Consider the following 5,469-nt stretch of genomic DNA (forward strand, 5'->3'; position numbering starts at 1 on the left):
CTGCGGTGCGAGCGCTGCTGGAGCAGCGCGGGTTCGTCTCGGTGGCGGCGCCGGAGTATGCGGCCTCCAGCGTGGTCGTGGTGCACACCGACGACCCGGGCCTGAAGTCCGGGGAGACGCTCGCCCGGGCCGGGTTGCAGGTGGCCGGCGGCGTCCCGTTGATGTGCGGCGAGCCGCAGGACTGGTCCACCTTCCGGCTGGGCCTCTTCGGGCTGGACAAGCTGGCCGACGTTGACGGCACCGTGGCCCGGCTGGCCGACGGCCTCGACCGCGCCCTGTCGCTGTAGCCCCGGCCCCCGCCGCTGGCGCACGGGAGTCCCCGGCCAGGTGTGGGACCCGGCCGGGGACGCGGCGCTCGCTCCGGTCAGTCGTCCTCCCGGCAGTCCCGGTGCAAGCCCCCCGGCGCCTTCTTCAGCAGTCCGCTCATGACGAGCTTTGCGACCTGCCGACCGTGTCGGAGCCCGACCTCCGAGGCGTGCCGGAAGTGGTAACCCACCCACACCCGGGAGTCCGCGTTCTCCTGCGCGGCCTGCGAGAACCGCGTGTAGTCACGCTGGGTCGGAGCCGGGTCGTCACACTGCTGACCCTCGGGGAGGGTGAGACTGCAGGTGCTGAAGGCCACCCGGTCCGTGCCGAAGAACTTGGCCATGACGGTGGCTGCCGCCGCCCCCTGCACGGCGTGCGCCGAGTCGTGGTCGGGGATCGGTGGGGTCGTGTCCAGCGGCGTCCACGTCGGATCCGGGGTGGTGGCCCGATTGCCGTCCGTCGCCGCCTCCGGGATCGCGGTGACCGGCCTCCAGAACAAGTCGTCGTACTTCACGGCCCAGGACGCGATGTAGCCGTCGGCCAGTGCCGTGTTGAGCAGCGCGAACAGACGCGCCGACTCCCACGGGTCGAGCTCACGCTCCACCGCCACCGACCGGGCGATCCGGTTCCACTAGCCATGCCGCCTGCCCGAGGAGTGATCGGCGCGGCCCTGGATGCCGGGTTCGGTGGACCAATCCGCCTGGAGCACTACGGTGGTGGATGAGTTGAGCGTCAGCACAGCGGACCTCGACCACGTCCGCACATTCCTCTGCGTCAAGTTGGGAGCATGACGATGGCCCCCTTGAGCAACGACCCCCTCCACTTCCCGCAGGAGGCGCTGCACGGTCTGGTCCAGGCCAACAGTGACTACCTGCAATCTGTGCACGGTGGTGTCGTGCGCGCGACCGAGTCACCGCAGGATGAGGTCGCTGTCGTCGTCGGCGGCGGATCGGGGCACTACCCCGCCTTTGCCGGGTGGGTAGGTCCGGGACTCGCCCATGGCGCCGCCTGCGGCAACATCTTCTCCTCACCGTCGGCGAGCCAGGTCTACTCCGTTGCGCGCGCGGCGCACAACGGCGCCGGCGTGGTGCTCAACTTCGGCAACTACGCCGGTGACGTGCTGCACTTCGGCTTGGCCGCCGAACGCCTGCGGGCCGAAGGGGTCGACGTCCGCATCGTGACCGTGACCGACGACATCGCCTCCAACAGTGCAGACAAGCATGAGGAGCGCCGCGGGATCGCCGGCGATCTCGTGGTGTGCAAGGTCTTGTCCGCCGCTGCCGCCGAGGGGTGTGACCTCGACACCGTCGAGCAGCTGGGTCGGCGGGCCAACGCCCGGACCCGCACGTTGGGTGTCGCCTTCGCCGGATGCACCGCACCCGGCGCGGATCAACCGCTGTTCACCGTGCCTGAGGGTGCCATGGCCATCGGGCTCGGTGTGCACGGCGAACCCGGGATCGACGAGAAGTCGCTGGGATCGGCATCCGAGGTGGCCGACCTGCTGCTGGACGGGGTGTTGGCCGAGGAGCCGGACCGCGGCCAGGACGGCTACGACGGGCAGGTCGCCGTGCTGCTCAACGGTCTGGGCGCCACCAAGTATGAGGAGCTCTTCGTCGTCTACGCCCGGGTGGCCGAACGTCTGGCGGAGCACGGGTTGGACATCGTTCAACCCGAGGTGGGTGAGCACGTCACCAGTCTCGACATGGCAGGCCTGTCCTTGACGCTCACCTATCTGGACGACGACCTCGCCCGACTGTGGACCGCGCCGGCCGCCAGCCCGGCATACCGAAGGGGCGTCGTCGATGACGACGCGCCAGCCAAGGTCCTGGAGGAGCGGTCCGAGAGCGAGACCATCGACGAGGGGGCGCCGGCATCCCAGGAGCTGGCCACGGCTGCGACCGACGCGCTGCGCCGTGTGGCCTCCGTGCTGGCGGAGCAGGAGGACCATCTCGGTCGGTTGGACTCCGTCGCTGGCGACGGTGACCACGGTCAGGGCATGGTCCTGGGCAGCAGTGCGGCGCTGAAGTCAGCGGAGAGCGCTTGCGACCAAGGCGTCGGCGCTCGCACCTTGTTCATCCGGGCGGGTGACGCCTGGTCCGAAGGTGCAGGGGGCACGTCCGGCGCCCTGTGGGGCGCCGCCCTGACCGCTGTCGGCGGGGTGCTGAGCGATGACGAGGGGGCCACCCCGCAGCACGCGGTCGAGGCCGTCGACCGTGCGGAGCAGACCATCCTGCGACTGGGCGGGGCCAAGGAGGGCGACAAGACCCTGGTCGACGCTTTGGCCCCCTTTGCCCGGACCCTGCGCGAGCAGGCCGACGGTGGCTCGCTGGCCCAGGCCTGGCAACAGGCCGCCGACGCAGCGCACGAGGCCGCCGACCAGACCGCCGAGCTCAAGGCGACGCTGGGCCGCGCCCGGACGCACGGCGACAAGAGCGTCGGCACGCCCGACCCCGGTGCCATCTCCCTGGCCATGGTCGTGACCGAGATCGCCGCCGTCCTCACCGAGCAGTCCTGACCCGCCCGCCACCCCCACCGGGTGTCACCAACAGAACGGGAGCACACCATGACCTACCGCATCGTCGTCGGCTCGGACAGCGCCGGCTATGACTACAAGGAAGCCATCAAGGCGGACCTGTTGGCCGACGATCGCGTCAGCGACGTCATCGACGTCGGCGTGGACGCCGGCGGTGAGACCGACTATCCGCACATCGCGGTCACGGCCGGACGCAAGATCGCGGCCAACGAAGCCGACCGGGCACTGCTCGTCTGCGGCACCGGCCTCGGGGTGGCCATCGCGGCCAACAAGGTGCCGGGCATCCGGGCCGTCACCGCGCACGACTCCTACTCCGTGGAGCGGGCCATCCTGTCCAACGACGCACAGGTGCTCACCTTCGGACAGCGCGTGGTGGGGCTGGAGCTCGCCCGCAAGCTGACCGCCGAGTGGCTGTCCCACGAGTTCGACCCCGCCTCCGGCTCGGCAGAGAAGGTGGCCGCCATCAACGCCTACGACGGGTCCTCGCCATCCGCCTGAGGGACACCTGGGTCGGCACCAGCTGGAAGATGCACAAGACGCTCGCGCAGGCGCGCACGTATGCCGTGCAGCTGGCCGAGATCGACCACCAGCAGTGGGATGCGGTGCAGGTCTTCGTCCTGCCACCGGCGACGGCACTGCACACGGTCGTCGAGGCGCTGGGCCCTTCCTCCCCCGTCATGGTCGGGGCACAGAACGCACACTGGTGCGACGAAGGACCATGGACCGGTGAGGTCTCGGTGCCCCAGGTCGCCGATGCCGGGGCCAGCATGGTCGAGATCGGCCACGCCGAGCGCCGCGCCCACTTCGGTGAGACCGACCACACCGTCAACCTCAAGGTGCACGCCGCGCTGCGACACGGCATACGCCCCCTGGTGTGCGTCGGGGAGCCGGCGTCGGCCAAGGGCGTCCAGGGGTCCGTCGACTACGTCTGCCGGCAAGCACGCGCCGCCCTGGAAGGGATCGGTGCCGATGCCGAGGTCCTGCTGGCCTACGAGCCGGTCTGGGCGATCGGGGACGGGGCGCAGGCAGCTCGACCGGAGGACGTCGCCCCGGTATGTCGTGCGCTGAGCGACGAGCTGAGCGGCGCCGACGTGCTCTACGGCGGGTCGGTCGGTCTCGAGAACGCGGCCGACCTGATCTGCGTCGACGGCGTCGACGGGCTGTTCATCGGGCGAGCGGCGTGGGATGTGGGTGACTTCGTGGCCATCATCGAGGCCGTCGCGGCGAATCGCTGATGGATGCTGGGAGTCATCGAAGGCTTCTCGACACTCGGGGTCGTCATCGCCGTGGGCTGGTTGCTGGCCCGCCTGGAAGTGGTGGACGCAGCGGCCCAGACGATGCTGACGAGGCTGGCGTTCTTCGTGGCCAGCCCTGCGCTGATGATCACGGTGCTGTCCGGCACCGAGCTCGGGACGGTGCTCTCGACGAAGCTGGTCGCGCTGGTGGGTGCGCTGCTGGTGTCCGGGAGTGTCTAGGCGCTGATCGCCCGCGTCGTCCTCGGCAGGTCGGGCGCGCAGACCGCGATCGGGGCGCTGTGCGCGGCGCACGTCAACGCCGCCAACCTCGGCATACCGATCGCTGCCTACGTCCTGGGTGATGCCGCGCTCATCGCGCCGATCCTGCTGACCCAGATGCTGGTGCTGCAGCCCCTGGCCCTCGCGCTGCTCGACCGGGACAGCCCCTCGGTGGCAGGCGGGGGCCTGATGGCCTGGCGCAACCCCCTCACGCTAGGTGCGCTGCTGGGGCTGCTGCTGGCGCTCTTCGAGGTCGACCTCCCACGGATGGTCGCCGAACCGGTCGAGCTGATCGCCGGCATGGCGGTGCCCGCCATGCTGCTGGCCTTCGGCACCTCGTTGCGCCGACACCCCCAGAGCAGCGAGCGCACACCCCGCGGGGAGCTGTGCCTCGTGGCCGGTCTGAAGCTGGTACTGCAACCCGCGGTCGCCTTCCTCATCGCCCGGTTCGTGCTAGGGATCGACGACGACGCGCTGTTTGCCGTCACGGTCATCGCGGCCCTGCCCACAGCGCAGAACATCTTCGTGATCGCCTCGCGGTACGACCGGGCCACCGTGCTGGCTCGAGATGCCATCACAGTGACGACGGTGGCTTCGGCACCGGTGATCCTGGTCATCTCAGCGGTGCTGACGTAGGCGAAGCACGCTACCCGACGGGCGCTCAGGAGATCTGCAGCCCGCCGTTGATGTCATACGTCGCAGCGGTGATGTAGCCGGCGTCCTCCCCCAGCAAGAACGTGATCAGCGCCGCGATGTCGTGCACCGTCCCGACCCGTCCCATCAGCACGTCCTTGGCCATGGCGGCCTTGCGCTCCTCATCCAACTTGCCGCCCATAATGTCGGTGTCCACCGGGCCCGGTGACACGGCGTTGACGGTGATGTTGTGCTCGCCCATCTCCCTGGCCAGAGCCCGGGTGAAGCCGATGATCCCGGCCTTGGAGGCGCTGTAGGCGACCTTGGAATAGGTGCCGCCACCGCGCTGCGCCGAGATCGAGGACACGCTGACGATCCGGCCCAGCTGCCGCTCGATCATGCCCTGCAGCACCCGTTGGGTGATCATGAACGTCCCGGTCATGTTGACCGCGAAGACCTTGTCCCACGCCTGCCGCGTCTCCT

At 69.9% G+C, this 5,469-nt stretch carries 7 protein-coding genes and 1 pseudogene; 6 read left to right on the forward strand and 2 right to left on the reverse strand.

Annotation, left to right across the window (positions count from 1 at the left end):
- Window positions 1–287, forward strand: a pseudogene (locus ACR2FV_RS16765) (alanine--glyoxylate aminotransferase family protein); the annotation flags it as partial.
- Window positions 288–364: 77 nt separating this feature from the next.
- Here ACR2FV_RS16765 and ACR2FV_RS16770 read toward each other — a convergent pair.
- On the reverse strand, window positions 365–916 hold the full coding sequence (locus ACR2FV_RS16770) for a vanadium-dependent haloperoxidase (RefSeq protein WP_434016845.1): 552 nt from the start codon (window positions 914–916) through the stop codon (window positions 365–367).
- 183 nt (window positions 917–1,099) lie between these two features.
- On the opposite strand from ACR2FV_RS16770, the gene ACR2FV_RS16775 reads away from it, so the two are divergent.
- The 5 genes from ACR2FV_RS16775 to ACR2FV_RS16795 all read left to right on the forward strand — a co-directional run bounded on the left by ACR2FV_RS16775 (window position 1,100) and on the right by ACR2FV_RS16795 (window position 4,989).
- A complete protein-coding gene (locus ACR2FV_RS16775) occupies window positions 1,100–2,821 on the forward strand; it encodes a dihydroxyacetone kinase family protein (RefSeq protein WP_434016850.1) in 1,722 nt (573 codons plus the stop codon).
- A 48-nt stretch (window positions 2,822–2,869) separates the two neighbouring features.
- Window positions 2,870–3,337 carry a ribose-5-phosphate isomerase gene (locus tag ACR2FV_RS16780; protein WP_434016846.1) on the forward strand — a complete coding sequence of 156 codons (468 nt, stop codon included), beginning with the start codon at window positions 2,870–2,872 and terminating at the stop codon, window positions 3,335–3,337.
- Window positions 3,334–4,074: a triose-phosphate isomerase gene (locus tag ACR2FV_RS16785; RefSeq protein WP_434016851.1), complete on the forward strand. Its 741-nt coding sequence runs from the start codon at window positions 3,334–3,336 to the stop codon at window positions 4,072–4,074. Before ACR2FV_RS16780 ends, ACR2FV_RS16785 begins: the two co-directional genes overlap by 4 nt.
- A gap of 3 nt (window positions 4,075–4,077) precedes the next feature.
- Entirely contained in the window at window positions 4,078–4,314 is a 237-nt protein-coding gene (locus tag ACR2FV_RS16790; RefSeq protein ID WP_434016847.1) for a hypothetical protein, read from the forward strand.
- 156 nt (window positions 4,315–4,470) lie between these two features.
- On the forward strand, window positions 4,471–4,989 hold the full coding sequence (locus ACR2FV_RS16795; RefSeq protein ID WP_434016848.1) for an AEC family transporter: 519 nt from the start codon (window positions 4,471–4,473) through the stop codon (window positions 4,987–4,989).
- Window positions 4,990–5,014: 25 nt separating this feature from the next.
- On the opposite strand, the gene ACR2FV_RS16800 is transcribed toward ACR2FV_RS16795, so the two are convergent.
- On the reverse strand, window positions 5,015–5,469 hold a 455-nt coding region (locus ACR2FV_RS16800), incomplete at its 5' end, for an SDR family NAD(P)-dependent oxidoreductase (protein WP_434016849.1).

Origin of the sequence: Ornithinimicrobium sp., assembly GCF_051004135.1 — a bacterium.
GTDB lineage: Bacteria > Actinomycetota > Actinomycetes > Actinomycetales > Dermatophilaceae > Ornithinicoccus.

Coding starts and splice junctions, on each gene's coding strand:
- ACR2FV_RS16775 (WP_434016850.1), top strand. CDS start 1,100: ATGGCCCCCTTGAGCAACGACCCCCTCCACTTCCCGCAGGAGGCGCTG.
- ACR2FV_RS16780 (WP_434016846.1), top strand. CDS start 2,870: ATGACCTACCGCATCGTCGTCGGCTCGGACAGCGCCGGCTATGACTAC.
- ACR2FV_RS16790 (WP_434016847.1), top strand. CDS start 4,078: ATGCTGGGAGTCATCGAAGGCTTCTCGACACTCGGGGTCGTCATCGCC.
- ACR2FV_RS16795 (WP_434016848.1), top strand. CDS start 4,471: ATGCTGGTGCTGCAGCCCCTGGCCCTCGCGCTGCTCGACCGGGACAGC.